Genomic DNA, 24,605 nt, shown 5'->3' with positions numbered 1-24,605 from the left:
CCCTCCCTGCAAGGGAGGGGTTGGGGGTGGGTTGCCACCCCGGCGAAGGCCGGGGGAGCTCGGTCCGCGGGTGGCGAAAAAAGAAAAGGCCGGGCATCGAGCCCGACCTTTTCTAACCCACCCTTGGCCCCTCCCTTGCAGGGAGGGGAATTGGGAAATCAGCCCGCCGCGGGATCGACGATGCCGTCGGTGCCCTTCTTGGCGAGGTCCGCCGCGACCTGCGGCGCAAGGCGGATGTTGAGTTCCTTGAGCTGCTTCTCGCTGACGAACGAAGGCGCCTGCATCATCAGGTCCTCGGCCTTCTGCGTCATCGGGAAGACGATCACTTCGCGGATGTTCGGCTCGTCGGCGAGCAGCATCACGATGCGGTCGACGCCCGGGGCCGAGCCGCCATGCGGCGGGGCGCCGAACTTGAAGGCGTTGATCATGCCCGCGAAGTTGGTGTCGACGTCGTCCTGCGTGTAGCCGGCGATCTCGAACGCCTTGTACATGATCTCGGGACGGTGGTTCCGGATCGCGCCCGACGACAGCTCGATGCCGTTGCAGACGATGTCATACTGATAGGCGAGGATGTCGAGCGGGTCCTTGGTCTGCAGCGCTTCCATCTCGCCCTGCGGCATCGAGAAGGGGTTGTGGCTGAAGTCGACCTTCTTGGCGTCCTCGTCATATTCGAACATCGGGAAGTCGACGATCCAGCAGAATTCGAAGCGCTTCTTGTCGATCAGGTCGAGCTGCTCGGCGGCGCGGGTGCGCGCCAGGCCGGCCAGCTTGGCAGCCTGGGCTTCCTTGCCCGCCGCGAAGAAGATGCCGTCGTTCGGGCCGAGGCCCATCGCGTCGGCGATCGCCTTCATGCCATCCTGGCCGTGGTTGTTGGCGATCGGGCCGCCGAACACGCCGTCCTTCTGGGTGGCATAGCCGAGGCCCGGGAAGCCTTCCGACTGGGCCCAGCTGTTCATGTCGTCGAAGAACTTGCGGCTCTTCTCATGCGTGTTCGGTGCGGCGACGGCGCGGACGACGTCGCCGCCCTCGACGATCGAGGCGAAGCGGCCGAAGCCCGAGCCCTTGAAGAACTCGCTGACGTCGGTGATCAGCAGCGGGTTGCGCAGGTCCGGCTTGTCGTTGCCGTACTTGGCCATCGATTCCTTGTAGGGAATGCGCTTGAACGGCAGCGCCGAGACGGTGCGGCCCATGCCCTCCCAGTCGGCGAATTCCTCGAACACGCCGTGCAACACGGGCTCGATCGCGGCGAACACGTCGTCCTGGGTGACGTAGCTCATCTCGAAGTCGAGCTGGTAGAATTCGCCCGGCGAACGATCGGCGCGCGCGTCCTCGTCGCGGAAGCACGGCGCGATCTGGAAATATTTGTCGAAGCCGGCGACCATCAGCAGCTGCTTGAACATCTGCGGCGCCTGCGGGAGCGCGTAGAACTTGCCCGGGTGGACGCGGCTCGGGACGAGATAGTCGCGGGCGCCCTCCGGCGAGGATGCCGTGAGGATCGGCGTCTGGAACTCGGTGAAGCCCTGGTCGATCATCCGGCGGCGCAGCGAGGCGATCACGCTGGAGCGCAGCATGATGTTCTTGTGGACCTTCTCGCGGCGCAGATCGAGGAAGCGGTTCCGCAGGCGGATCTCCTCGGGATATTCATTGTCGCCGAACACGGGGAGCGGCAGCTTCGCCGCCTGCGACTGGACGACCACCGCGGACGGGAACACTTCGATCTCGCCGGTGTCGAGCTTGGGGTTGAGCGTCTCGGCCGAGCGCGCCGAGACTTTGCCCGTGACCGTGATCACCGACTCGGGGCCGGCATTGTCGACGATCGGGAAGAGATCGGAGCTGGTCTCGATCACCACCTGGGTGATGCCATAATGGTCGCGCAGATCGACGAACAGCACGTTCGCATGCTCGCGGGTGCGGTGGATCCAGCCCGAAATACGGACTTCCTGACCGACATCGGCGGCGCGGAGCTGGGCGCAGGTGTGCGTGCGATAGGCGTGCATGGTGAGCATCAACTTTGTGCGAGTGAAAAAAGGATCGGGTGCGCTTTCCCCTCCCACCCTCTTTTGTCAACCCGAAGACCAGTCTATGGGCTTCAGATGCATATCCATGGTCTGATTGAAGACAGCGCTTCCCTCGCTAATCTCTGCGCCCGCTTTGCCAACAAGCCGTACATCTGTGTGGACACCGAGTTCATGCGGGAAAACAGCTATTGGCCGGAGCTTTGCCTGATCCAGATCGCCGACGACGAAGAGGCGGCGGCGATCGATCCGATGGGGGGAATCGACATGACTCCCCTGCTCGATCTGCTCGTGAACAATGAGGACGTGCTCAAGGTATTCCATGCCGGTGGGCAGGACATCGAGATCGTCTACAATTTGACCGGCAAGACCCCCCACCCGCTGTTCGACACCCAGGTGGCCGCGATGGCGCTCGGGCTGGGCGAGCAGATCGGCTATTCGAACCTGGTCGATACCTATCTGGGCTTCACGATCGACAAGGGCGCCCGCTTCACCGACTGGAGCCGCCGCCCGCTCGACAAGCGCCAGATCGAATATGCGATCGGCGACGTGACGCACCTCTCCGACATTTTCCCGCGCATGCTGGAGAAGCTCAAGAAGACCGGCCGCGGCGCCTGGCTCGACCAGGAGATGGAGCGGCTCGCCGATCCCGACAATTATCACAATGACCCCGACGAGGCCTGGCAGCGCGTGCGTGTCTCCAGCCGCAAGCCCGAAGTGCTCGGCCGCCTCAAGGCGCTGGCGCGGTGGCGCGAGCTCGAGGCGCAGGGCAAGGACCTGCCGCGCGGCCGCATCGTCAAGGACGAGACGCTCGCCGATCTCGCCGGCAACCCGCCGCGCAAGCAGAGCGACCTGGGCAAGGTGCGCGGGCTTTCGGCGGCCTGGGCGGGCAATGACATTGGCGGACGGCTGATGGCGGCGCTGGACGGCTCGAACCCGATGTCGGGCGACGAGATGCCGCCGCGCGACGACCGCAAGCCTTCGCTCGGCAAGGACGGCGCGCTGGTGGCGGACCTGCTCAAGCTGCTGCTCAAGATCCGCGCCAAGGAAATCAACGTCGCGCCGCGCCTGCTCGCGCGCTCGGACGACCTCGAATCGCTGGCGGCCGGTGTGCGCGACGGGCTCGCGATTCTCGAGGGCTGGCGCTACGAGCAGTTCGGCCGCGACGCGCTCAACCTGGTCGAGGGTCAGCTGGGGTTCACCGTGAAAAATGGTAAGCTCAAGATGACCCGTACCGAGGAACCCGCCGAATGATCCGCCTTGCCCTCCCCGCCGCCGCGCTGGCCCTGCTGGGCGCCTGCGCGCCGAAGACGCCGCCCGAGCTGATCCCCGGCGTGGAGTGCAATGCGAGCAAGCTGGACGGGCTGACCGGCAAGATGCGCAGCCCCGAAGTCGAGGCCGAGGCCAAGCGGCTGTCGGGCGCGAATGTCGTGCGCTGGCTCGAGCCGAATGCGATCGTGACGATGGAATTCCGCGCGGACCGGCTCAACCTGCACCTCGGCACCGACGGCAAGATCGGCTCCGCGCGCTGCGGGTGAGCTAGCCGTCAGCCCCTTTCCTGATCCCCGGCGAAGGCCGGGGCCCAGCATCAGCGAATCTGGTTAGGCGCGGCCGCCTCTCGGACAACATTGCAACTGGGCCCCGGCCTTCGCCGGGGATCAGGGAGCCACTGATGCCTCAAGCCCGCGGCTCCGCGCCGAACAGGCTGTCGGCGAACAGGTCGATCGTCTTTTGCGAAATGCCGGTGTTGTTGAGCAGCACGATGCTCTCCTGCGTGTCGTAGCGATGCGCGAGCAGCGTGCGGAAGCCCGCGGTGCGGCCGGTCTCCCACGCCGCCTCGACCGGCTTGCCGGCGATCGTCATCGTCCGCACGCGGCCGCCGATCGAATAATCCTGGTCGGGCACGCGCACGGTGCGCAGCGCCTTGATCGAGGCGGGCGACACGAAACCCTTGTCGAACACGGCATGGCCGATGCGCAGCAGATCGGGCGCGGTGCTGAAATAGCCGCCGCCGGCGAGCATCACCGGCACGCGCGGGTTGGGCCAGAGCACCGGCGGCTCGACCGTGCGATAGGATAAGGCCGCGTCGCCCTCCACCGAGCCGGTGTGCGTCATGCCGAGCGGGTCGAGCGTGATCTCGCGCATCGCCTGCTCGAAGGGCTTGGCGGTGGCCGCCTCGACGATCGCGAGGACAATGAACCAGTTGGTCAGCGCATAGTCGAACTTGCTGCCCGGCTCGAAGGCGAGGTCGCCCGAGGCGAAGCGGCGGACCGATTCGGCGGGGCCGAGGTCACGCGTCACCAGGTCGGGCTCGGTCTTGAGCGCGGGGATGAAGTCGTTGGGAATGCCGCTGGTGTTCGACAGAAGATGCGCGAGCTGCACCTTGGCGCCGGTGTCGGTGCGGTAGCCGGGGAGCAAAGTGGCGATCGGCGCTTCGAGCGCGAGCTTACCGGCCTCGACCAGCTTGAGGATCGTCACCGTGGTCAGGAATTTGGAGATCGAGGCGATGCCGTAGACGGTGTCGGTGGTCGCGGGCTTGGCCGCGGCGATGTTCGCCAGCCCGAAATTGCGGGCGTAGACCGGCTTGCCCGCCTTGGCCCGGACGATCGCGCCGGCAAAGCCATTGGCTTTAACGAAGGCGTCGATCTTGGGATCGTCGGCATGGCCCTTGGCCCAGGCCGGAACGGGCGCCAGCGCGGTTACCCCGGCGGCGAGGCTGCCCTGCAGCAGCATGCGGCGATCGATCATCAACTCCCCTCCCTACGCAACCCGGAGGCAATTTCATTGCGGGAGCGACATGAACCCCAGGTTACTAAACCTCGAGCACGGGCTGCCGGGCAAAGGCTGCGGCCAACGCCTTGTGGCGCTTCTCGACCGCTTCGCCGTACAGCGCCTCGTCCGCGGGATCGAGGACCAGCGCGAGTGACTCCTCGTCGATGTGCAGCTCGGAGCGCTTGATCGGCGCGGCGACGCCGCCCGACAGGCGCTGGCCGAGGCGGATGGCGAGGCCCCAGAGCTTGGCGCGCCACAAGGTATCGTCATCGGCAAGCTGGTGCAGCGGCGCCGGCGTGTCGAGCCCGCCGCCCAGCGCGGTGTAGAGCGCCTGGCCCATCGCGGCGCGGCCGTTCGAATCGATCGCGACCCAATTGCCGTGCAGCGCCGCGTCGAGTCCGCGCTCGGCGCGGAATTCGGGGTTGGCGTGCCAGCCCACGTCCACCAGCTGGCAGGCCGCATGGCGCAGACGCGCGAGTTCGGGCGGCTCGCCGGCGAAGAGCGGGGCGATCCACGCATCGAGCAGGTCGCCATGCTCGGGGAAGCGCCCCAGCCGCTCGCCTTCGTCGCGGGTGGCGGCAATCAGCGGGTCCTCCTGGCGCACCTCGGGAGTCAGGCGCTGGTAGAGCAGCCCCTCGCGCAGGCCATAGGCCGAGACAATCGTGCCGCTGCTGCCGAGCTGCTTGAGGACATGGCCGAGCAGCACCGCGGCATCTTCCAGCGATCCAGCGCGAGCGCTGGACAGGTTCGGGATCGCCTTGAGATCGGACTTGGGCATCACCGCGATCGAGCTGGCCAGCTCGGCAATGCGCGGCACCGCGATCGGATATTGGTGCGCGATCGGCAGCGGATAATGCTTCAGATGCATGTCGAGCCGGGCAAGGCTGCGCCACGAGCCGCCGACCAGATAGAAGGGCAGCCCCTTCCCTCGCCCCTTCCAGCCGGCCTCGTCGAGCAGCTTGGTCACCTTGCGCTCAAGCGCGCCCTTGCCGCCCGCGCGGATCGCGGCGAGACGGAGAACGCCGAGCGGGAACGACACCCGGTCGGTCACCGTGCCGGCGACGACGCGGACCAGCTCGAGCGAGCCGCCGCCGAGATCGCCGACAATGCCGTCCGCCTCGGGGATGCCCGAGAGCACGCCGAGACCCGAGGCGGTCGCCTCTTCCTCGCCCGACAATATTTCGACCTGGAGGCCGAGCGAGCGCGCCGCATCGGTCAGCTCGCGGCCATTGGAGGCGTCGCGCACCGCGGCGGTGGCGACGGTGCGCAGCTCGCCGACCTGCATCTCGCGGGCGAGCGTCGCGAAGCGGGCGAGCGCGGCGCGGGCGGTGGCGAGGCTGCTCGCCTCGATCGCGCCGGTCTCGGCCAGCCCGCGGCCGAGGCCCGCCATCACCTTCTCGTTGAACAAGGTCGCCGGCAACCGTGCCGACCCCTGATAGACCACGAGGCGCACCGAATTTGAGCCGATGTCGATGATCGCAGTGCGATCCTCGATCGGCTGGGGCTTCGCGCGCGCCTTGCGGAACATCAGCGTGTTCATGCCTTGGCCCTGGCCCTTGTCTTGCGCTTCAACTGGAGCTTGGGAACCGGCTTGCGTGCATCGAGCGCGGCGCCGCGGCCCGAAAGCGACGGATTGGTCATGAAATAGCGGTGCAGGTTGAACGCGCCGTCTTCGCCCGGCGCAGTGCGGGTATAATGGCCGTCGCTCTGCAGCAGCCAGCTCTGCTCATTGTCGAGCAGGTTCGCCACCATCACCTGGTCGAGGATCTGGGCGTGCACCGTCTTGTTGAGGATCGGCAGCATGAACTCGACGCGGCGATCGAAATTCCGCTGCATCCAGTCGGCCGAGGAGATGAACAGCCGTGCGCCGTCATTGGGCAGCGCCTTGCCGGTGCCGAACGCCCAGATGCGGCTATGCTCGAGGAAGCGCCCGACGATCGACTTGACCCGGATATGCTCGGACATGCCCGGAACGCCCGGCCTGAGGCAGCAGATGCCGCGAATGACCAGGTCGATCTCCACGCCGGCATTGCTCGCTTCGTAGAGCTTCTCGATCACCGCGGGGTCGACCAGCGAGTTCATCTTCGCCCAGATGGCGCCCGGACGCCCGGCGCGGACATGCGCGATCTCGTCATCGATCATGCCGACCAGGCGGTTCCTGAGATCGCGCGGGCTGATCCCGATCAGCTCAAGCCCGGCGGGCTCTACATAGCCGGTGACATAGTTGAAGATCTGCATCGCATCGCGGCCGATGCGCGGATCGGCGGTGAAGAAGCTGAGATCGGTATAGATGCGCGCGGTGATCGGGTGGTAATTGCCGGTGCCGAAGTGGCAATAGGTGCGATAGGCATTGCCCTCGCGCCGCACGACCATCGAGACCTTGGCATGGGTCTTCCAGTCGATGAAGCCATAGACGACCTGTACGCCGGCCCGCTCGAGCGCTGTCGCCCAATAGAGGTTCTGCTCCTCGTCGAACCGGGCCTTCAGTTCGACCACCGCAGTGACCGACTTGCCAGCCTCGGCCGCGGCGATCAGCGCGTTGATGATCGCGGGCTGCTTGCCGGCGCGGTAGAGCGTCTGCTTGATCGCCACCACATCCGGATCCGCCGCCGCCTGCTGGAGGAAGGAGATGACGACGTCGAAGCTCTCATAGGGGTGGTGGACCAGGATGTCCTTGGCCTTGATCGCCGCGAAGCAATCGCCGCCATATTCGCGGATCCGCTCGGGGAAGCGCGCGGAAAAGGGCGTGAACTTGAGGTCGGGCCGGTCCTCGTCGACCAGGATCGCCAGGTCACCGATGCCGAGAAAGCCGCCGGTTTCGGTGAGCAGCGCCTCGCTGCCGCCCAGCTCTTCCTTGAGCACGCCCTCCAGCTCGGGCGAGATGCTCTCTTCCATCTCGAGGCGGATCACCCTGCCCCGCCGCCGGCGCTTGATCGCCGAGCGGAAGGTCATGACGAGATCCTCGGCCTCTTCCTCGATCTCGATGTCGCTGTCGCGCAGCACCCGGAACGCCGCGGCGCCGCGCGATTCATAGCCGGGAAAGAGCAGATGCGAGAAATGCTTGAGCACTGCTTCGATCGCGACATAGCGCGCCGGGGTGCCGGGCAGGCGGACGAAGCGCTTGACCGCGGTCGGCAGCAGGACGAGCTCGCGCACCGGCTCGCGGTCCGACTTGCGGACCAGATCGAAGATCACGCTCGAACCCTGGTTGGGGATGAACGGGAACGGGTGCGCGGGATCGAGCGCCTGGGGGGTGAGGATCGGGAAGATCTGCTCGCGGAAATGGGTTTCCAGCCAGGCTTCGGTCTCGCCCTCGATCACATTGGCGTCGAGCACATGGATGCCGGTCTCGGCGAGCGCGGCGCGGATCTCGGTCCACACGCTCTGCTGGTTGTCGGCCAGCATCTCTGCCTCGGCGGAGATCGCGATGAGCTGCTGGTCCGGGGTCAGCCCGTCGACCGAGCGCGCCTCTACCTTCTGGAGCTGCTGGCCCATCAGACCGGCCACGCGGACCATGAAGAACTCGTCGAAGTTCGAGCCGGAGATCGAGAGGAAGCGCAGCCGCTCGAGCAGCGGATGGGCGGGGTTGGTCGCCTCTTCCATCACCCGCCGGTTGAACGCGAGCCAGCTCAGCTCGCGATTGAAGTAACGTACGCTAGTCTCCGGCAATTCGGTCATCTGGGTCCCTTCGACGGCCTGCTGTTTCGCTGCCTTGGCCATCGCCGTTAATCGCCGTCCGTTTCGGTTATGAGACCAGCCGCCGCCAATGTGGCGCGCACCGCCGGGATCGACAAGCGTTTCCCCGCCTCCAGTTCCAGTGCATCGGCAACGCGCAGGATCGCGATATGGCTGCGCTCCACGCGCCGGGCGATCCAGGTGATCACATCGGGCTTGGCGTGGAGCAGATGCCGCTCGAAGGCGCGTTCGAGCAGCTGCGGGATGAGTTCGTCATCGGGCGGGCCGATCTCGAGCAGCGGCGAGGCGGCGAGGCGTGACTTGAGGTCGGGCAGCTTCACTGCCCAGGTCGGCGGCGCGGCCTGCGCGATGATCAGCAGCGGGCGGTGATCGGCCTGGGCCTGGTTCCAGGCGTGGAAGACCTCGGTCTCCTTGCCCAGATCGGCATCGTCGAAGATCCGCGCGCCGGTCTTCGCCGCGAAGATGCGGCCGAGCAGGCTACGGCCGGACTTGCGCGGGCCGATCAGCAGCGCCGACATGACGGGCCAGGTGCCCCAATGTTCGAGCTGGTGGACGGCGCGGGAATTGGAGTCGCTGACCAGGAATTCCGTCTCGCGCGCCTCTGGCAGTCCAAGCGGCAGGCGGAGCTGCGTCATCCGCCGTTCGGAGCTGCCGTGGCCGTGGCGGTCGGCGCCGGTATCGGTTGCTGCGGGGCACCGCCGCTTCCACCCGGACGGCGGATGCGCAGCACCCCTGCCCCCTCCTGCACGCTCCAGCCGCGCGCCTCGAGCTGGGCGCGCAGCCCCGGGATCGCGCCGTCATAGGTAACGCGCATCACCGAGATGCCGCCGAGCGCAAGGCTGGACGTGATCGCTGAGCGCACGCCCGGAATCCCGCGCAGCGCCGCTTCGCCGGCATTGACCGAGCCGACATTGGGCGTGTCGAACTGGATATTGACCCCGTTGCCCGTCGCCGCCGCCGTCGCCTCGGGCGTCGGCGTGGCTTCGTCAGTCGCCTCGTCGGTGGGCTTTTCCTCGACCTTGGCGCCGGGCGGGCGCGTGGCGAGCAGCCGGTCGGTGTTGAGCTGGCCGAGCGCGAGCGCCTCGCGATAGGCCTTGTCGAGCCGCTGGACGCCGGCGTCCATCAGCGCATCGAGCGAATCGCCGCTGTCGACGCGCAGCGCGAAGCTGCCGATTTTCTGGCGATCGGGGCCGTGCGTCGCGGAGAACATGCCGATAATCGGCCCGCCGGGATATTCGCGGCGCAGCTGGACCTCGGCGATCAGGACGTCGGCAGCGCCGTACTGGTCGAGCACGCTGCGCCACCAGTTGCGGCCGCGGCGCAGCGTCTGTCCGGCATTGAGCAGCATCGAATCGGGGCCATTGCCCTGGACGCGGACATAGTCGAGCGTGCTGCCGCCGCTCTTGAAGCGGTTCCAGGCCTTGGCCCAGGCGGTCTCGCGTTCGAAGACCAGGCCCGAGCCGCCCGAATACATCAGCGGCACGATCAGCATCGGCGGCGACTGGTTCACTGCGACCGAAACGCCGAGGATGCTCCCGGCCTTGCTGCGGTCGAACAACACGCTGAGGCGGGCGATGTAGCGCGTCGGGCCGATCTGCTCCTGCTCGACGACGATGCCGGTGACCATCGAATCGAGCGCCGAATCGGACATGGTCGAGGATTTGCCGGTCAGCTTGCGCGACAGCATCTCCCAGCCCTTGCGCTGCGCGAGCCGCCAGCCGCCGTAGCGGGAAGAATCGGCGTCCTTGCCCTTCACATCAACTTCGACCCCCGAGACTTCGAAGCTGCCCGAGGCGTCGATCGGCACGGCGCTGCCGCCGCCCTTGGTGTCGCCTTCCGCCCATACGGCGCCCAGCCCCGCAACCGCGAGCGCGGAGGCGATGCCGATGGTGAGGGATTTGCGGGCAAGGGTCATGCAGCGGCCCTTTTGGCGAAGGGAGCGGGGAAATCCAAGCGCAGATGTAACAACATGGTTCGTGGCGCGGGGTGACGCGAAGGAAAGATGGCGCTAAGCGCGCGCCATGAGCGACCCCAAGAACTATACCTACGCCCAGGCGGGCGTCTCGATTGCGGCCGGCAACGCGCTGGTGCGTGCGATCGGCCCGCTCGCCAAGTCCACGCGCCGTGCCGGCGCCGATGCCGATCTCGGCGGGTTCGGCGGCGTGTTCGACCTGAAGGCGGCCGGGTTCACCGATCCGCTGCTCGTCGCGGCGAATGACGGCGTGGGCACCAAGCTCAAGCTCGCAATCGACTATAACGCGCATGACGGCGTCGGCGTCGACCTGGTCGCGATGTGCGCCAACGATCTGATCGTCCAGGGCGCCGAGCCGCTCTTCTTCCTAGATTACTACGCCAGCGGCAAGCTGGTGGCCGACACCGCCGAGCGCGTGATCGCCAGCATCGCCGAGGGCTGCCGCCAGGCCGGCTGCGCGCTGATCGGCGGCGAGACCGCCGAGATGCCGGGCATGTATGCCGATGGCGACTATGACCTCGCCGGCTTCTGCGTCGGCGCGGTCGAGCGCGACCAGCTGCTCGACGGCAGCGCGATCCGTCCCGGCGACGTGCTGCTCGGCCTGGGCTCGACCGGCGTGCACTCGAATGGCTTCTCGCTGGTCCGCCGCCTTGCGGCCGACAAGGGCTGGAAGATGGACCGGCCCGCGCTGTTCGACCAGGACGTGATCCTGCTCGACGCGCTGATGGCCCCGACGCGCATCTATGTGCAAAGCCTGCTTCCGCAGCTTCGCAAGGGCAACATCCGCGGGCTGGCGCATATCACCGGCGGCGGCTTGCTCGAAAATGTCCCGCGCGTGCTGCCCGAGGGCTGCCATGCGCGCATCGACGCCGGTAGCTGGCCGCTGCCGCGGCTGATGGCGTTCCTGCAGGCGCAGGGGAATATCGAGCCCGAGGAAATGGCGCGGACCTTCAACTGCGGTGTCGGCATGGTCGCGGTGGTTTCGCCCGACGTCGCCGATGCGGTGAAGGAAGCGCTCTATGATGCGGGCGAAGAAGTGTTCGTGATCGGCACGGTCGAGGCGGGCGAGCGCGGCTGCACCGTGTTCGGCGCCGAGGACGTGTGGAGCGCCCGCGCGGAGTGGTCCGCCACGCATAATGCGTAAGAAGCTCGGTATCCTCATCTCGGGGCGCGGCTCGAACATGGCTGCGCTCGTCGACGCGGCGCGGGCGGACGACTGCCCCTATGAAGTCGCGCTCGTCGCCAGCGACAAGCCTGACGCCGAGGGGCTTGCCTGGGCCGCCGAACAGGGCGTCGCCACCTTCGCGCAGAGCCCCAAGGGCATGCCCAAGGCCGACTATGAGGCGAGGATCGACGCGGCGCTGCGCGAAGCCGGGGTCGAGGCGATCGCGCTCGCCGGTTACATGCGCCTGCTCTCGGACGATTTCGTCCAGGCCTGGAGCGGGCGGATCGTCAACGTCCACCCCTCGCTCCTGCCCAAATATAAGGGTCTCGACACGCACCAGCGCGCGATCGACGCGGGCGACAGCCATGGCGGCGTTTCGGTGCATATCGTCACCGAGGAGCTCGACGCCGGCGAAGTGCTCGGCCAGGCCGAAGTGGCGATCCTGCCCGGCGATACGGCGGAAAGCCTTGCCCAGCGCGTGCTTAAGGAGGAACATCGGCTCTATCCGAGGATAGTCGCCGAGTTCCTATGCCGCTGAGCCCCGACCAAGACGCCGCCCTCTCCCAGGTCCGCGCGATCGCGCTGGAGCTTCCCGAATCGGAGGAACGCCCCAGCCATGGCCAGCCGACCTTCTTCGTCGCGGGCAAACAGTTCGCCCAGTTCCGCCACGATCACCACGGCGACGGCCGCACCATCGTCGCGGTGAAGACCGCCGATGACGAGGAAGGCCCCAACCTGATCGAGATCGCGCCGGAGACCTATTCCAGGGTCGCCTATTTCGGCATCGGCTGGGTCGGCATCGCGCTGGGCGGGCCGGAAATCGACTGGGATTTCGTTGGAGACCGGATCGCGCGCAGCTGGGAACTCGCTGCCCCGCGTCGCCTGCTCGAGGCCGGCGGCCGCTGAAATCCTGGGGTTATTCCCGACGAAGCGCGGATATTTTCCCGTTCACCTTTGTTGGTCTCCCCATTCCCGCCCCACATGGGCGCTGGCGAACTGGGACAAAAGAATATGGGACAGAAGATCTCCCCCGCCGAACCGGAACAGCATCCGGGCGTCGCAACCGCCGAGCAGGGCGTGGTGCTGCTCGACGGGCCCGATGGCGTGGCCATCGCGATGACGCCCGAAGCCGCCGAGGAGACCGGACGCCGCCTGATGGCCGCGGCACAGGAAGCGGCGAGCCAGACGAGCGCCGAAGCGCATCCGAGCTGAGGCCCTTGCACATGCTCCCCCGGCCCCGCGATAAGGGGCAACGATGATCAAGGTCGCCAGCTACAACATGCGCAAGTCGATCGGCACCGATCGGCGGCGGATGCCCGAGCGTACATTGAAGGTGCTGTGCGAGATCAACGCCGACATCGTCGCGCTCCAGGAAGCCGATCGCCGCTTCGGCGAGCGCTCGGCGGTGCTCACCGGCCATCTGCTTGCCGAGCATAGCGACTACAAGGCGATCCCCTTCGGCACCAAGGCGCGCTCGATGGGCTGGCACGGCAATGCGCTGCTGGTGCGCAAGGATGCGACCGTGCTCGATTGCGAGGCGATCCATTTGCCCGCGCTGGAGCCGCGCGGCGCGGTGATGGCCGATGTGCGGCTGGCCGGCGGTCAGGTCGTGCGCGTGGTCGGCATGCACCTTGATTTGTCGGGCCTGTGGCGGCGCCGCCAGGCGCATGCGATCATCACCCACCTCCAGGCGAGCACGCACCAGCATCCGACGGTGCTGATGGGCGATCTCAACGAATGGAGCGCGCAGTCAGGGTGTCTGCGCGATTTCTCCCACCATTTCGCCTTCGCCGCGACCGGCAAGTCCTTTCACGCCCGCCGCCCGATGGCCAAGCTCGACCGGATCATGGCGAGCCGTGAGTTGACCTTCACGGGTGCAGGGGTGCACGACAGCCTTCAGGCGCGTACCGCCTCCGATCACCTGCCCATCTGGGCGACTCTTCAGAAAGCCTGATGCCCGAAACGCGTGACAAGGAACTCCGGCTGGCGCTGGTCTGCTATGGCGGCATCAGCCTGGCCGTCTACATGCACGGCATCACCAAGGAGATCTGGCGCCTGGCGCGGGCGAGCTGCGCCGAGCGCGACGGCGACGATGCCGCGCCGGACGTTTATCGCGAGCTGATCGAGGAGATACGCGACACGTCGGGCGTCAATCTGCGCGTGCTGGTCGATATCCTTGCCGGCGCCAGCGCGGGCGGGATCAACACGGTGTTCCTCGCCCAGGCGATCGCCACCGGCCAGTCGCTCGATCCGCTGACTGACCTGTGGATGGACAATGCCGATGTCGAGGCATTGCTCGAGCCCCGCCAGCGCGCCTCGCACCGCTTCGCCAAGCTTTGGGCGGTGCCGATCGCCTGGCTGGTCGCCAACCGCTCCAAGACCGTCGACGAGACGGTGGAAGCCGGCGCGCGCGAGGAAGTGCGCACCAAGCTCGAGCATTTCGTCCGCTCGCGCTGGTTCGAGCCTCCGTTCGGCGGCAAGGGGCTGGCCAACACGATCCTCAACGCCTTTGACGCGATGGCGAAGGGCCCGAAGCAGCGGCGGCTGCTGCCCGATGGCCAGCCGCTCGACCTGTTCGTCACCGTCACCGATTTCCGCGGCCATCCCGAGGCGTTGCGGCTCAATTCGCCTGCCTCGGTGATGGAGAATGAGCACCGCCTCGTCTTCTCCTTCACCGATCGCGGCTATCCCGGCGACAGCTTCGCCGATGCGCCGAGCCTGACCTTCGCCGCGCGCGCCACGTCGAGCTTCCCGGGGGCCTTCCCGCCTATGACGGTGGGCGAGATGGACGAGCTGCTCGCGACGCGGAAGCAGGCCTGGCCAGAGCGCGATGCCTTCCTCGAGCGCGTGCTGCCGCGGCAATGGGAAGACAACAAGGCGGAGAAGGCGATCCTGATCGACGGATCGGTGCTCGCCAACGCCCCTTTCCGCCCGGCGATGGAGGCGCTGAAGGAGCGCCCTGCCCGCCGCCAGGTCGACCGGCGCTTCGTCTTCGTCGATCCCTTCCCCAATTTCCGCTTCGATTTCTACGGTGGCAGCGACGAGAAGCCCGGCTTCTTCGCCACGATCATCGGCGCTCTTTCCGAGCTGCCGCGCGAGCAGCCGATCCGCGATAACCTCGACGAGATTGCCCGGCGCTCGCACCGGATCGAGCGGATGCTGGCGATCGTCGCCGAGATCCGCGCCGAGGTGGAGACGCAGGTCGAGGCGCTGTTCGGCTATACGCTGTGGCTCGATTACCCGACGCCCAAGCGCCTCGCGGCCTGGCGCAAGCGCGCCCAGGTCTCCGCCGCCGCCAAGGCGGGCTATGGCCATACCGCATACGGGTTGCTCAAGGTCGAGGGCGCGATCGATCGCACCGCGCGGCTGCTCTACACGGTCGGCGAGCGCCACGGGCCCGAGCGGCTGCACGAGCTTCGCGAAGCACTGGCCGCGGCGGTCCAGTCGCGCGGGGCGGATCAGTTCGGCGCGACGCTCTCGAACGGCGCCTCGCCCGAGACGCTCGAGTTCCTCCGCGCGCACGATCTGGGCTTCCGCATTCGTCGTCTTCGCCTGCTCGCGCGGCGGCTGACCGAGATCGACCTGCCGACCAGCCATGGCGAGCTGCGCCCGATGCGCGAGGCGATCTATGATTCGCTGGCCAGCTATCTCGAACTGAAGCGCGCCGACACCTATGCCGACCTGCGCGACGAGATACGGATGATGACCGACGATGCCGGCCCGATCCTCGATCGGCTGGCGGACCGGATGCAGCTCAAGAAGCTCGACGCCGAGACCGATGCGCGGCTCGCCGAGGGGCTTAGCACGCTGTCGAAGGAGCTGCGCCGGCCACTGCTGCTCGCGCATCTCGGCTTCCCCTTCTACGACATTGCGACGTTGCCGCTGCTCCAGGGCGAGGGCGTGGACGAGTTCGACCCGATCCGCGTCGACCGTATCGCCCCCGACGACGCCACCGCGATCCGCACCGGCGGCGCCGAGGCGACGCTCAAGGGCATCCAGTTCAACAGCTTTGGCGCCTTTTTCAGCCGCGCGTACCGCGAGAACGACTATCTCTGGGGCCGTCTCCACGGCGCCGACCGGCTGATCGACATCGTCCTCTCTACGCTGCTGCTGGAGGCGCGATTGCCCGAGGAGCGGGTGAAGGCGATCAAGCGCCGCGCCTTCCACGCGATCCTCGACGAAGAGGAGAAAAGGCTGACCCGAATCCCGGGACTGTTCGCGGAACTGCGGGCGGAGATCGGCTGAGTCTGGCCAAACCGGCCTTCCCGGCATAGAACCGCCCCGACCTCACACGGGAAGGGAGACGGATGCGGTTTCTGAAGGTGCTGTTCTGGCTGTTGCTGGGCGGCCTCGTCGCAGGCTTCGTGATCTACAATGGCGACGAGCGCGTGAATGTGCACCTGTGGAGCGGCCTCATCGCCGATTTCAGCCTGCCGCTGCTGCTGATCCTCGTCTTCCTCGCCGGATTGCTCCCTGCCCTGCTCGCCTATCACGCGCTGCGCTGGCGGATGCGCCAGCGGATCACCGGGCTGGAGCGTGCGCTTGCCGATGTGCGCGCGATCAACACCATGCCCGAGCCGGTCGTGGTGACGCCCGAGCCCACTGCGCCTCAGGCCGCGCTCCCGCTGGGGGACGCGCAATGAGCCCGATCTACGTCGCAATCGACACGCCCGACCTGGAGCGCGCCAAGCTCATCGCCACCCGCGTGAAGGCGCATGTCGGCGGCATCAAGCTCGGCCTCGAATTCTTCATGGCGAACGGCCGCGCCGGCGTGCACGAGATGCACGATATCGGCCTGCCGATCTTCCTCGACCTCAAGTTCCACGACATCCCCAACACCGTCGCCAAGGCGATCCAGGCGCTGCGCCCGCTCGAGCCCGCGATCCTGACCGTGCACGCCGCCGGCGGCCGCGCGATGCTCGAAGATGCCAAGGCCGCGGCGCCGACCGGCACCAAGGTGGTGGCGGTGACGATGCTCACCAGCCTCGACGACAGCGACCTCACTTCGATCGGGCTCAAGCCCGATCCGCACGAGCAAGTGATGCGGCTGACCGAGCTCGCCAAGTCGGCGGGCGTCGACGGCATCGTCTGCTCGGGCAACGAAGTCGCGGCGGCCAAGAAGCTCTGGCATGACGGCTTCTTCGTCATCCCCGGCGTGCGCCCGGCGAACGGCAAGGTCGGCGACCAGAAGCGCGTGGTTACCCCGCGCGCCGCGCTCGATGCCGGCGCGTCGATCCTGGTCGTCGGTCGTCCGATCACCCAGGCACAGGACCCCGATTTGGCCGCACGCGAGATCGAGGCAACGCTATAGCAGGAGGCAGTGATGATACGGATCGCGAGTTTCGGACTATTTGCCCTTCTCTTCGCCGTTTTCGGTCTTCACGCCGCCGCCGCGCCGCAATCGGCCAGTTTCGACTGCACCAAGGCCAGCCATCCGCTCGAGAAGACGATCTGCGCCAGCCCGAAGCTGCGCGCGCTCGATGGCGAAGTGGCGGCGCTCTATAAGGCGAAGCTGGCGATCCTGTTCGACAAGGCGAGCTTCAAGGGGCAGCAGCGCGACTGGCAGCAGATCCTGCGCACCCGCTGCGCCAAGACGTGCGATCCCGCATCGGTCGAGCAGGACTATACCGTCCAGCGCGATTCGCTGAAGAGCTTCGAGGGGGAGCTCTATGAGGCGAGCTACAAGACCGCCGACGTCGCGCAGATTTCGATCACACATCTCGACGCGAAGCAGTTCGATTTCGTACTGACCCGCGATCTGGAGGCCAAGAATCTCTGCAAGCTGCCGGCGAACGATGGCGAGGCCGGCGCGATCGCCACCCTCGCCTCGCCCGCCAAGGCGAGCTGGAGCGCGGGTAGCTGCAAGATCGACTTCACGCTGACCCGCGACGCGACCGGCCATGTCACGCGGATCGACACCACGGCATCGGCGGGCTGCAAGCGCTACTGCAAGGGCAATTACGGCCTGAGCGACGTCTTCCTGCCCGCCAACACCTGGGTCGCCAGCAATCAGTGAGCGCCGTCGTTTAGCACCGCGAACACCTTGGCATAGTCGCCGCGCGCTTCGGCGAAGCGGAGGAACTTGACCCGCTCGGTGAGGTTCTCGGGCGCCCCGACCTCGAGCTGGGCTATCGTCTCGGCGATATAGTCGGCGAGCGGCATCGAATTGGGGTTCTCGGCATGGCCGGGCATCAGGTCGGTTGCCACGGCCGGCGGGGCGATCTCGATCACCTCGACGCTCGTGCCCCTGAGCTGGTGGCGCAGCGACTGGCTCCAGCTGTGGATCGCCGCCTTGGTCGCCGAATAGGTCGGCGTGGCGGTCAGCGGCACGAAGGCGAGGCCTGAGGAGACGGTCAGCACCGTTGCTTTCGGCTGGGCGAGCAGGTGCGGCAGCAGCGCGGCGTTGAGGCGGATCGGGCCGAGCAGATTGGTGGCGATCGTCGCTTCCGCAGTGGCGAGGTCCGACCCCGGCGCGGTCAGCTGCTCGGCCTGCATGATGCCGGCATTATGGATCACCGCGTTGAGGCCGGGATGCGCCGCGACGATCTCGGCGGCGAAGCGCGTGATGTCGGCCGCATCGGACACGTCGAGTGTCGCAGTGGCGATGCCGGGGTTGGCGGCAGCGACTTCCTCGAGCGCGCTCGCGCGGCGGCCCGAGACGATCACCTTGTTGCCGCGCTTGTGCAGCGCCTCGGCGAGCGCGCGGCCGATGCCCGAGCCGCCGCCGGTGATCAGGATGGTGTTGCCGGTCATGTCCATGGTGCGGTCCTTTCGAATGTCTGGACGCTGGATATCGTAGCGTGGTACCCTTTGGGGAGTAGGCACCCAAAATATTCATACATACCTTTTGGAAACCATGGCCGATTTCGATCCGCATCATTACCCCGAACTCGACCCGCGCGTTGAGGAACTCGTCACCGACATTATCGGCCGCGTCGCCGACAAATGGACGATGATCGTGCTCGAGGCGCTGACCGAACATGGCGAGATGCGCTTCTCCAAGCTGCGCGCCGAATGCGGCGGGATCAGCCAGAAGATGCTCACCCAGACGGTGCGCGCGATGGAGCGCGACGGGTTGCTGATCCGCACCGTCCATCCGGTGATCCCGCCGCGCGTCGAATATCGGCTCACCGAACTGGGAGGGAGCCTGGCCGAGGCGTTCTGCGGCGTGTGGGTATGGGCCGCGCGCAACTTCGATCGGATCGAGACGTCGCGCGCCGCGTTCGACGGGCGCAACGCCGCCTGAGGCTTGCCAAAGCGGACATAGCGTCCGAGAGGAGCGCCATGCCCGAAACGATCACGATCCGTCCCGCCACGCGCGATGACCTGCCCGCGCTCCACCCGGTGATCGAGCGCGCCTATCGCGGCGAAACCGCGCGCGCCGGCTGGACGCATGAGGCGGACCTGATCATCGAGGGCACCCGCACCGATCTTACGACCCTCACTGCGATCGTCGACGATCCCGCCCAGCGCCTGCTCGTCGCGATCGGCGAGAACGGCCCGATCGGCTGCGTGCAGGTGATCAGCAAGGGTGACGGGCTTGCCTATCTCGGGCTGCTCTGCGTCAATCCAGGGCTGCAGGACGCGGGGCTCGGCAAGCGCCTCGTCACTGCTGCGGAGGATTGCGCGCGCGATACCTTCGGCGCGAACGCGATGGAGATGACGGTGATCGATCGCCGCCGCGAGCTGATCGCCTTTTACGAGCGCCGTGGCTATGCCGTTTCGGGCGAGAAGCGCGATTTCCCGATCGCGCTCGACCCGCCGCTGCTCATGGACGTGCTGGTCAAGCCGCTCTGATGCCCGTCACCGCCAAGATTTGCGGCCTTTCGACGCCCGAGACGCTCGATGCCGCGATTGCCGGCGGGGCGAGCCATGTCGGCTTCGTGTTCTTCGCACCCTCGCCGCGCAACGTCGATTTCGACCAGGCGCGCGCGCTCATCCAACGGGTGCCGGCGCATGTCGGGACGGTGGGCGTGTTCGTCGATCCCGACGACGCGCTGCTCAGCGCGGCGCTGGCGACCGGCATCCAGGCGGCGCAGCTCCACAAGACCGCGCCCGAGCGTGCCGCCGCGATCCGCGCGCGCGTTCCGGTCTGGGCGGCGGTGGCAGTGAAGACCCGCGCCGATGTCGCCCAGGCGGCGGCCTATCACGGCGCGGCTGACCGTATCCTCTATGACGCCAAGACCCCCGACAGCGCCGCGCTGCCCGGTGGCATGGGCCTGCGCTTCGACTGGAAGTTGCTCGAGAACATTCCCCAGCCGCTGCCCTGGGCATTGTCCGGCGGGCTCGACGCCGGCAATGTCCGCGAGGCGGTGGGCATCACCGGCGCCAGGCTGGTCGACATCTCGTCGGGCGTGGAGCGCGCGCCGGGCGTCAAGGATGTTGCCAAGATCGCCGCATTCCTCCAAGCGGTGGCGCAATGTTGAGGCCCTGCCCTGTCCGCATCGGTTTTCGATGGCGTTGATCGCTCGCTCCCCAGCCAGCGCCCGCCAATCGAACCCATGAGAGACGCAATGACCGACACTGCCACGCCCAACTCCCTGCGCAATCTGCCCGACGAGAGCGGCCATTTCGGCCAGTTCGGCGGCCGCTTCGTCGCCGAAACGCTGATGCCGTTGATCCTCGACCTCGAGCGCGAATATCGCGCGGCCAAGGCGGACCCCGCCTTCCAGGCCGAGTTCGACGATCTGATGGAGCATTATGTCGGTCGCCCGAGCCCGCTCTATTATGCCGAGCGGCTGACCGAGCATTACCGCGAGGGCGCTCCTGCCGGCATGGGCGCGAAGATCTATTTCAAGCGCGAAGAGCTGAACCACACCGGTGCGCACAAGATCAACAATTGCATCGGGCAGATCCTGCTCGCCCGCCGCATGGGCAAGACGCGGATCATCGCCGAGACGGGCGCCGGCCAGCACGGCGTCGCCACCGCGACGGTTGCGGCGCGTTTCGGCCTGCCCTGCATGATCTTCATGGGCGCCAAGGATGTCGAGCGCCAGAAGCCCAATGTCTTCCGCATGAAGCTGCTTGGCGCCGAGGTGACTCCGGTCACCAGCGGCGCGGAGACGCTCAAGGACGCGATGAACGAGGCGCTGCGCGACTGGGTCGCCAACGTCCACGACACTTTCTACATCATCGGCACCGCAGCCGGCCCGCACCCCTATCCCGAGCTGGTCCGCGACTTCCAGAGCGTGATCGGCACCGAAACCCGCGAACAGATCCAGAAGGCCGAGGGGCGCCTGCCCGACCTGCTGATCGCGGCGGTGGGCGGCGGATCGAACGCGATCGGGCTGTTCCACCCCTTCCTCGACGATGCCGACGTGGCGATGATCGGCGTCGAGGCGGCGGGGCACGGCATCGAGAGCGGTCAGCATGCAGCGAGCCTGACTGGTGGCGCGCCGGGCATCCTCCACGGCAACCGCACCTATCTGCTCCAGGACGAAGACGGCCAGATCACCGAGGCGCACTCGATCTCGGCGGGCCTCGACTATCCGGGCATCGGCCCCGAGCATAGCTGGCTGCACGAGAGCGGGCGGGTCGATTATCTGCCGGTGACTGACCAGCAGGCGCTCGACGCGTTCCAGCTCTGCTGCAAGCTCGAAGGGATCATCCCGGCGCTCGAAAGCTCGCACGCACTCGCAGCTTTGGAGTCCAAGGCCCGGGAAATGGGCGAGGATCAGATCATCGTGGTCAATGTCTCTGGGCGTGGCGACAAGGACATATTCACGGTGGCGGACTCGCTGGGGTTTGACCTGTGAAGCTGAATTTCGTCCAGGCCATCACCAGCGCATTGGTCGCGTTCGCCGCCGGTGCGGCCATCACCTTCGCCCTGCATGGCGCGATTGGCCGCGGGGCGATGGAGACGATCGCGACGCTCGCCATCGTGATCGGCGCCTCCCGTCTCGTGGATACCAAGTGATGAGCCGCCTCTCCGCCGCCTTCCCGGCCGACCGTGCCGCGCTCGTCACCTTCATTACCGCGGGCGACGGCGACACCGCCGCGAACCTCGACGCGCTGGTCGCCGGTGGTGCCGATGTGATCGAGCTCGGCATGCCGTTCACCGATCCGATGGCCGATGGCCCGGCAATCCAGGCCGCGAACCTGCGCGCGCTCGGTAAGGGTACGCGCACCGCCGATGTGCTCGCGATCGTCGCCGGCTTCCGCACGCGTCACCCCGACGTGCCGCTGGTGCTGATGGGCTATGCCAACACGATGACCCGGCCCACCCCCGCCGATTTCGCAGCCCGTGCTGCCAAGGCCGGCGCCGACGGCGTGATCATCGTCGACATCCCGCCCGAGGAGGCCGAGGAAGTCGCACCCTTCACCGCGAACGGCATCGACGTGATCCGCCTCGCCACCCCGACCACCGATGCCGCGCGCCTGCCGGCGGTGATCGCGGGCGCTTCGGGCTTCCTCTATTACGTCTCGGTTGCCGGGATTACCGGGCTGCAGCAGGCGGCCCAGGCCTCGATCGAGGACGCCGTGGCGCGGCTCAAGGCCGCGACAGACCTGCCCGTCGCAGTCGGCTTCGGCGTCCGCACGCCCACGCAGGCCGAGGCGATCGCGCGGGTGGCGGACGGCGTCGTCGTCGGCTCGGCGATCGTTGAACTCGTTGGAAAACACGGAGTGGATGCGCCGGAACACGTCCGCGCCTATATCCATTCCCTCAAGACGGCGATCTGCGCCGCACGCAAGGAAGTCGCATGAGCTGGATCGATCGCGTCCGCAACGTCCTGGCCTTCACGCCGAAGAAGGAGACTCCCGACAATCTCTGGCACAAGTGCAAGGGATGCGGGCAGATGACGTTCGTGAAGGAGCTGGAGGCCAACCAGCATGTCTGCCCGCATTGCGATCATCATGATCGCATCGGTCCGGCCGAGCGCTTCCAATATCTGTTCGACGAGGGCAGCTACACTGTGCTCGCCACCCCGAAAGTGGCTGAGGACCCGCTCAAGTTCCGCGATCAGAAGCCCTATCCGGCGCGCCTGAAGGCTGCGCGCGCCGCGACCGGCGAGCCCGACGCGTTCATCAATGCCTCGGGTACGATCCTTGGCCGCAAGGCGGTGATCGGCGTGCAGGACTTCGCCTTCATGGGCGGATCGATGGGCCAGGCCGTAGGCGAGGCGTTCATCCAGGGTGTCGAGGCGGCGATCGCCGCGCGCGCGCCCTATATCGCCTTCACCGCATCGGGCGGCGCGCGCATGCAGGAGGGCATCCTCAGCCTGATGCAGATGCCGCGCACCACCGTGGCGATCGAGATGCTCCACGATGCCGGCCTGCCCTATATCGTCGTGCTGACCGACCCGACCTCGGGCGGCGTGATGGCGGCCTATGCGATGCTGGGCGACGTCCAGATCGCCGAGCCGCGCGCCACGCTCGCCTTCACCGGCCGCCGCGTGATCGAGAACACGATCCGCGAGAAGCTGCCCGACGATTTCCAGACCTCGGAATATTATCGCGAGCACGGCCTGATCGACATGGTCACCCACCGCAAGGAATTGCGCGAGACGCTGGGCCAGCTGATCGGGCTGCTCTGCGAGGGGAAGAAGGCGGCGTGAGCGCTTCTCCCTCTCCCCTCCGGGGAGAGGGCCGGGGAGAGGGGCAATTGCCTGACGCTCTCCTCACTGCCCCTCTCCCAACCCTCTCCCCAAAGGGGAGAGGGCTTTAGTTTATGGCCGACCACGCCTCCTCCTCCGATCCGCATGTCCAGCGCCAGCTCGACCGGCTGACTGCGCTCTCGCCGGGTGCCGACATCCTCGGGCTCGAGCGCATCACCCGCCTGCTTGAGCGTGTCGGCAGTCCGCAGCTCGCGTTGCCACCGGTGCTCCATGTCGCCGGCACCAACGGCAAGGGCTCGACCTGCGCCTTTTTGCGCGCGGCGATCGAAGCCTCGGGCATGCGGACGCATGTCTATTCGAGTCCGCACCTCGTTCGCTTCAACGAGCGTATCCGCCTGTCGGGCGAGTTGATCGCCGATGCGATCCTCGCGCCGCTGCTCGAAGAGGTGCTCGACGCCGGCGGCGATATCGGCGCCAGCTTCTTTGAAGTGACGACTGCCGCCGCAATGCTTGCCTTCGCCCGGGTGCCGGCGGATGCACTGATCCTCGAGGTCGGCCTGGGCGGGCGGCTCGATGCGACCAATGTGATCGACAAGCCGGCAGTGACCGGCATCGCCCAGCTCGGCATCGATCACCAGTTCTTCCTTGGCGACACGCTTGAGCAGATCGCCGCCGAGAAGGCCGGTATCGCCAAGCCGGGCGTGCCGCTGGTGACGATGCGCTACGCCCCGCACATCGCCGAGATCGTCGCCGCTGCCGGTGCCCCGGTGTTCGCGCAAGGGCGTGCCTGGGACTTCGAGGTGCGCGGCGACCGGCTCCATTATCGCGATGCGCGCGGCGAGGTGGCGACACCTCTCCCCGCACTGGCCGGCCCGCACCAGCCCTCGAACCTCGCGCTCGCCATGGCTATGCTGCGCCACCAACAGGCGCTGGTCGTGCCCGACGCCGCGCTTGCCGCCGCCGCTCGCAACGCCCGCTGGCCCGCCCGGATGCAGAAGCTGGGCGACGGGCCGCTGCTCCACCTCCTGCCGCCGGGCAGCGAGCTGTGGCTCGACGGTGGGCATAATGAGGCCGCGGCCGCCGCAGTGAGCGCCACGCTCGCCCAGGTCGCGCAGGGCCGCCCGGTGCAGCTCGTCCTCGGCATGCTCGCCAACAAGGATGCGCAGGGCCTGCTCGCGTCGTTTGCGCCCCTCGCTGCGGGTCTCCACGCGGTGCCGGTGCCGGGGCATGAGCATCACACGCCGTCGCAGCTCGCCGAAGTAGCGCAGATGCTCGGCATCCCGCGCGCTTCGGTGGCACCCGACGTGCCCCGCGCGCTGACCGCGATCGCTCGCGAAGGCGGCGCACCGGTGGTGCTGGTGCTGGGCTCGCTGTACCTCGCGGGCACGGTCCTCGAGGCGAATGGGGAATTGCCGGTCTGACCCTATCTC

Annotated in this window: 26 protein-coding genes; 19 read left to right on the top strand and 7 right to left on the bottom strand. The window is 67.3% G+C overall.

The genetic code is table 11. The features are described from left to right. Nucleotides 1–158: 158 nt before the first annotated feature. Nucleotides 159–1,997: an aspartate--tRNA ligase gene (gene aspS / locus HZY97_RS04900; protein ID WP_180141665.1), complete on the bottom strand. Its 1,839-nt coding sequence runs from the start codon at nt 1,995–1,997 to the stop codon at nt 159–161. Between the two features lie 96 nt (nt 1,998–2,093). Here aspS and rnd point away from each other — a divergent pair, with 96 nt between their 5' ends. Continuing rightward, the gene (gene rnd, locus HZY97_RS04895; RefSeq protein WP_180141118.1) at nt 2,094–3,269 is read left to right on the top strand and encodes a ribonuclease D; all 1,176 of its coding nucleotides are present in this window, start codon (nt 2,094–2,096) and stop codon (nt 3,267–3,269) included. After that, nucleotides 3,266–3,553 (top strand): I78 family peptidase inhibitor, encoded by a 288-nt coding sequence (locus tag HZY97_RS04890; RefSeq protein ID WP_180141116.1) that lies wholly within the window; start codon nt 3,266–3,268, stop codon nt 3,551–3,553. The genes rnd and HZY97_RS04890 overlap by 4 nt, the downstream gene beginning before the upstream one ends. 139 nt (nt 3,554–3,692) lie before the next feature. Here the strand turns inward: HZY97_RS04890 and HZY97_RS04885 are convergent, their stop codons facing one another. From HZY97_RS04885 to HZY97_RS04865, 5 genes are all read right to left on the bottom strand, one after another. After that, the gene (locus HZY97_RS04885; protein WP_180141114.1) at nt 3,693–4,763 is read right to left on the bottom strand and encodes a serine hydrolase; all 1,071 of its coding nucleotides are present in this window, start codon (nt 4,761–4,763) and stop codon (nt 3,693–3,695) included. 64 nt (nt 4,764–4,827) lie between these two features. Further along, entirely contained in the window at nt 4,828–6,327 is a 1,500-nt protein-coding gene (locus HZY97_RS04880) for a Ppx/GppA family phosphatase (protein WP_180141112.1), read from the bottom strand. After that, a complete protein-coding gene (locus HZY97_RS04875) occupies nt 6,324–8,507 on the bottom strand; it encodes an RNA degradosome polyphosphate kinase (protein WP_180141110.1) in 2,184 nt (727 codons plus the stop codon). Before HZY97_RS04875 ends, HZY97_RS04880 begins: the two co-directional genes overlap by 4 nt. 5 nt (nt 8,508–8,512) lie before the next feature. Continuing rightward, nucleotides 8,513–9,118 (bottom strand): DnaA ATPase domain-containing protein, encoded by a 606-nt coding sequence (locus HZY97_RS04870; protein WP_180141108.1) that lies wholly within the window; start codon nt 9,116–9,118, stop codon nt 8,513–8,515. Further along, a complete protein-coding gene (locus tag HZY97_RS04865; RefSeq protein ID WP_180141106.1) occupies nt 9,115–10,398 on the bottom strand; it encodes a heavy-metal-associated domain-containing protein in 1,284 nt (427 codons plus the stop codon). Before HZY97_RS04865 ends, HZY97_RS04870 begins: the two co-directional genes overlap by 4 nt. A gap of 106 nt (nt 10,399–10,504) precedes the next feature. Between HZY97_RS04865 and purM the strand changes: the two genes are divergently transcribed. From purM to HZY97_RS04820, 9 genes are all read left to right on the top strand, one after another. After that, nucleotides 10,505–11,599, top strand: a complete 1,095-nt coding sequence (purM, locus tag HZY97_RS04860; RefSeq protein WP_180141104.1) for a phosphoribosylformylglycinamidine cyclo-ligase — start codon at nt 10,505–10,507, stop codon at nt 11,597–11,599. Further along, nucleotides 11,592–12,158 (top strand): phosphoribosylglycinamide formyltransferase, encoded by a 567-nt coding sequence (purN, locus tag HZY97_RS04855; RefSeq protein ID WP_180141102.1) that lies wholly within the window; start codon nt 11,592–11,594, stop codon nt 12,156–12,158. Before purM ends, purN begins: the two co-directional genes overlap by 8 nt. Further along, the gene (locus HZY97_RS04850; protein WP_257214872.1) at nt 12,149–12,526 is read left to right on the top strand and encodes an MmcQ/YjbR family DNA-binding protein; all 378 of its coding nucleotides are present in this window, start codon (nt 12,149–12,151) and stop codon (nt 12,524–12,526) included. The genes purN and HZY97_RS04850 overlap by 10 nt, the downstream gene beginning before the upstream one ends. A gap of 105 nt (nt 12,527–12,631) precedes the next feature. Then, on the top strand, nt 12,632–12,832 hold the full coding sequence (locus tag HZY97_RS04845) for a hypothetical protein (RefSeq protein ID WP_180141100.1): 201 nt from the start codon (nt 12,632–12,634) through the stop codon (nt 12,830–12,832). A gap of 43 nt (nt 12,833–12,875) precedes the next feature. Further along, complete coding sequence (locus HZY97_RS04840) at nt 12,876–13,574, top strand: endonuclease/exonuclease/phosphatase family protein (RefSeq protein WP_180141099.1); 699 nt, start codon at nt 12,876–12,878, stop codon at nt 13,572–13,574. Continuing rightward, nucleotides 13,574–15,865 (top strand): patatin-like protein, encoded by a 2,292-nt coding sequence (locus HZY97_RS04835; RefSeq protein WP_180141097.1) that lies wholly within the window; start codon nt 13,574–13,576, stop codon nt 15,863–15,865. Before HZY97_RS04840 ends, HZY97_RS04835 begins: the two co-directional genes overlap by 1 nt. Before the next feature lie 62 nt (nt 15,866–15,927). Next, nucleotides 15,928–16,263 carry a lipopolysaccharide assembly protein LapA domain-containing protein gene (locus HZY97_RS04830; protein WP_257214871.1) on the top strand — a complete coding sequence of 112 codons (336 nt, stop codon included), beginning with the start codon at nt 15,928–15,930 and terminating at the stop codon, nt 16,261–16,263. After that, on the top strand, nt 16,260–16,931 hold the full coding sequence (gene pyrF / locus HZY97_RS04825; protein WP_180141095.1) for an orotidine-5'-phosphate decarboxylase: 672 nt from the start codon (nt 16,260–16,262) through the stop codon (nt 16,929–16,931). Before HZY97_RS04830 ends, pyrF begins: the two co-directional genes overlap by 4 nt. A 12-nt stretch (nt 16,932–16,943) precedes the next feature. Next, nucleotides 16,944–17,636: a lysozyme inhibitor LprI family protein gene (locus HZY97_RS04820; protein ID WP_180141093.1), complete on the top strand. Its 693-nt coding sequence runs from the start codon at nt 16,944–16,946 to the stop codon at nt 17,634–17,636. On the opposite strand, the gene HZY97_RS04815 is transcribed toward HZY97_RS04820, so the two are convergent. Next, on the bottom strand, nt 17,630–18,379 hold the full coding sequence (locus HZY97_RS04815) for an SDR family oxidoreductase (RefSeq protein WP_180141091.1): 750 nt from the start codon (nt 18,377–18,379) through the stop codon (nt 17,630–17,632). The genes HZY97_RS04820 and HZY97_RS04815 overlap by 7 nt on opposite strands. Nucleotides 18,380–18,476: 97 nt before the next feature. Between HZY97_RS04815 and HZY97_RS04810 the strand changes: the two genes are divergently transcribed. The 8 genes from HZY97_RS04810 to HZY97_RS04775 all read left to right on the top strand — a co-directional run bounded on the left by HZY97_RS04810 (nt 18,477) and on the right by HZY97_RS04775 (nt 24,596). Next, nucleotides 18,477–18,866, top strand: coding sequence for a helix-turn-helix domain-containing protein (locus tag HZY97_RS04810; protein ID WP_180141090.1), 390 nt, complete (start codon nt 18,477–18,479; stop codon nt 18,864–18,866). A 38-nt stretch (nt 18,867–18,904) separates the two neighbouring features. Continuing rightward, nucleotides 18,905–19,417, top strand: a complete 513-nt coding sequence (locus HZY97_RS04805; protein ID WP_180141087.1) for a GNAT family N-acetyltransferase — start codon at nt 18,905–18,907, stop codon at nt 19,415–19,417. Beyond that, nucleotides 19,417–20,046, top strand: coding sequence for a phosphoribosylanthranilate isomerase (locus HZY97_RS04800; RefSeq protein ID WP_180141085.1), 630 nt, complete (start codon nt 19,417–19,419; stop codon nt 20,044–20,046). Before HZY97_RS04805 ends, HZY97_RS04800 begins: the two co-directional genes overlap by 1 nt. A gap of 87 nt (nt 20,047–20,133) precedes the next feature. Continuing rightward, nucleotides 20,134–21,375 carry a tryptophan synthase subunit beta gene (trpB, locus tag HZY97_RS04795; RefSeq protein ID WP_180141083.1) on the top strand — a complete coding sequence of 414 codons (1,242 nt, stop codon included), beginning with the start codon at nt 20,134–20,136 and terminating at the stop codon, nt 21,373–21,375. After that, nucleotides 21,372–21,536 carry a hypothetical protein gene (locus tag HZY97_RS04790; protein ID WP_180141082.1) on the top strand — a complete coding sequence of 55 codons (165 nt, stop codon included), beginning with the start codon at nt 21,372–21,374 and terminating at the stop codon, nt 21,534–21,536. The genes trpB and HZY97_RS04790 overlap by 4 nt, the downstream gene beginning before the upstream one ends. Continuing rightward, nucleotides 21,536–22,324, top strand: a complete 789-nt coding sequence (gene trpA, locus HZY97_RS04785) for a tryptophan synthase subunit alpha (RefSeq protein ID WP_180141080.1) — start codon at nt 21,536–21,538, stop codon at nt 22,322–22,324. The genes HZY97_RS04790 and trpA overlap by 1 nt, the downstream gene beginning before the upstream one ends. After that, complete coding sequence (gene accD / locus HZY97_RS04780; protein WP_180141078.1) at nt 22,321–23,175, top strand: acetyl-CoA carboxylase, carboxyltransferase subunit beta; 855 nt, start codon at nt 22,321–22,323, stop codon at nt 23,173–23,175. Before trpA ends, accD begins: the two co-directional genes overlap by 4 nt. 113 nt (nt 23,176–23,288) lie before the next feature. Beyond that, complete coding sequence (locus HZY97_RS04775; RefSeq protein ID WP_180141076.1) at nt 23,289–24,596, top strand: folylpolyglutamate synthase/dihydrofolate synthase family protein; 1,308 nt, start codon at nt 23,289–23,291, stop codon at nt 24,594–24,596. The last annotated feature ends 9 nt before the right edge of the window (nt 24,597–24,605 follow it).

The organism is Sphingomonas sp. R-74633 (genome assembly GCF_013416555.1).
In the GTDB taxonomy this organism is placed as follows: domain Bacteria; phylum Pseudomonadota; class Alphaproteobacteria; order Sphingomonadales; family Sphingomonadaceae; genus Sphingomonas.
The sequence above is the reverse complement of the archived record's forward strand: the minus strand, read 5'-3'. Positions and strand labels throughout refer to the sequence as shown.